Origin of the sequence: Ruegeria marisflavi, assembly GCF_025673445.1 — a bacterium.
GTDB classification, from domain to species: Bacteria; Pseudomonadota; Alphaproteobacteria; order Rhodobacterales; family Rhodobacteraceae; genus Ruegeria_B; species Ruegeria_B marisflavi.
On the sequence record NZ_JAOVQN010000061.1, the window covers coordinates 1 to 2,464 of the forward strand.

The following is a 2,464-nucleotide window of genomic DNA, read 5'->3' on the forward strand; positions in this document are numbered from 1 at the left end:
ATTGCCACTGAGATTTGACCCATGTGCAACCTTTCCCCGGCTTGAACCTGCTGGGAGCATATGGAGTGATCGACATGGGACTTTTGAAGGTTATCAGGACATGGGCGCTGCGAGACAAGATGCCAATTCGCGAGATCGCGCGGCGTACGGGTATTTCGCGCAACACAATCAAGAAGTATCTTCGGGAGGGGATTGTTGAACCTGCGTTCCAGACGCCGGACCGCCCGAGCAAGCTCGATCCATATGCCAAGCAGCTGACAGCCTGGCTTGTGTCGGATCAGCGCAAATCACGCAAAGAGCGCCGCACGGCGAAGCTGATGCACGCCGATCTGGTGACGCTGGGATATGACGGTTCCTACGAGCGCGTTGCCGCCTTCGTTCGGGAATGGAAAGGCGAACGGCTACCATCATACGACGGATCGGGGAACTTTCGTGCCGCTGGTGTTCGCGCCGGGCGAGGCGTTTCAGTTCGATTGGAGCGAAGATTGGGCCTATGTCGGTGGCGAGCGTATCAAGCTTCAGGTCGCGCATATCAAGCTGTCGCACAGCCGCGCCTTCCTGGTTCGGGCCTATCTGCTGCAAACGCATGAGATGCTGTTCGACGCTCATTGGCATGCCTTCCGCGTCTTCGAAGGTGTGCCCGGTCGTGGCATCTACGACAATATGAAGACCGCCGTCGACAAGGTCGGACTTGGCAAGAAGCGCGATGTGAATGCGCGGTTCACGGCGATGACCAGCCATTACATCTTCGATCCCGAGTTCTGCAATCCGGCTGCGGGCTGGGAGAAAGGGCAGGTCGAGAAGAATGTGCGCGATGCGCGCCATCGTATGTGGCAGTTGATGCCGGCCTTTCCGGATCTGGATGCGCTGAACTTCTGGCTTGAAGAGCGCTGCAAGCTACTTTGGGCTGAGACAGCGCATGGCACGTTGCCTGGAAGCATCGCCGATGTGTGGGAAGCCGAGAAGCCTGCGCTGATGCCGCTCCCCACAATGTTCGATGGCTTTGTCGAGGAAAGAAAGCGGGGCTCGCCTACCTGCCTGATCAACTTTGACCGCACCCGTTATTCTGTGCCTGCCAGCTTTGCGAACCGGCCCGTCAGCCTGCGCATTTACCCTGAGCGGCTGGTGGTTGTGGCCGAGGGCCACGTGATTTGCACACATGAGCGCATCATCGACCGGTCGCACCGCCAGCCAGGGCGCGTGGTCTATGACTGGCGCCATTATCTGGCGGTGGTTCAGCGCAAACCCGGAGCGTTGCGCAATGGGGCCCCCTTCGTGGAGATGCCCGAACCCTTCCGTGTGCTGCAGACAAAGATGCTGCGCCAGCCTGGCGGGGACCGAGAAATGGTCGATATCCTGTCCTTGGTGCTGCACCATGATGAACAGACGGTGCTGTGCGCAGTGGAATTGGCACTGGAGGCTGGTGTGCCGACCAAAACCCATGTGCTGAACCTGCTCCGCAGGCTGCTGGATGGCAAACCGACCGACCAGCCGGATGTGAACCCTCCAGCGGCCTTGACGCTGAGCAAGGAGCCCGAGGCCAATGTCGCGCGCTACGATGGGTTGCGCACCCCGGGAGGAACACGCCATGCGTCATGACCCCGCGGGTGCAGCCCTCATCATCATGTTGCGCAGCCTGAAGATGCCGGGGATGGCGCAGGCTGTGCAGAACTTGCATGAGCAAGGTTCTCCCGCATTCGAGGCTGCCAGGCCGATCCTGTCGCAGCTGCTCAAGGCTGAAATGGCCGAGCGTGAGGTGCGCTCGATCGCCTATCATATGAAGGCTGCCCGCTTCCCGGCATACAAGGACTTGTCCGCCTTCGACTTCGCGGTCAGTGAAATGCGGGAAGCTTTGGTCCGCCAGCTCCATCGATGTGAGTTCATGGATGCGGCCGAGAATGTGGTGTTGATCGGGGGCCCAGGCACAGGGAAATCGCATGTCGCGACAGCCCTCGGCATCCAAGCTATCGAACATCACCGAAAGCGCGTGCGTTTCTTCTCAACAGTCGAACTGGTCAACGCGCTGGAGCAGGAAAAGGCCCAAGGAAAGGCCGGGAAGATCGCCGAAGCGCTAGTGAAAACCGATCTCGTGATCCTGGATGAGTTGGGATATTTGCCGTTCAGCGCCTCCGGCGAGGCTTTGCTCTTCCATCTTCTGAGCAAACTGTATGAACGCACCAGCGTCATCATCACAACCAACCTGAGCTTTAGCGAATGGGCCAGCGTGTTCGGTGACGCGAAAATGACCACGGCCCTGCTCGATCGCCTCACCCATCGATGCCACATTCTGGAGACCGGAAATGACAGCTATCGCTTCAAGGCCAGCTCCGAAACAGCGAAAAAGAAAAGGAAGGAAACACCAGCATTGACGCCATCGTGACACGCAGAACATAACAACAGCGTGGGTCAGATCTCGGTGACAATTTTGGCGGTTGCCGGGTCAAATCTCAGTGGCAATCAACAC

1 protein-coding gene and 1 pseudogene are annotated in these 2,464 nt (G+C 58.7%); both read left to right on the forward strand.

Features of this window, described 5'->3' with window-relative positions; translation table 11 throughout:
• The first annotated feature begins 74 nt into the window (after window positions 1-74).
• Window positions 75-1,599: pseudogene (gene istA / locus OEZ49_RS22930) on the forward strand (IS21 family transposase).
• Window positions 1,589-2,380, forward strand: a complete 792-nt coding sequence (gene istB, locus OEZ49_RS22935; RefSeq protein ID WP_263390461.1) for an IS21-like element helper ATPase IstB — start codon at window positions 1,589-1,591, stop codon at window positions 2,378-2,380. Before istA ends, istB begins: the two are co-directional and overlap by 11 nt.
• The last annotated feature ends 84 nt before the right edge of the window (window positions 2,381-2,464 follow it).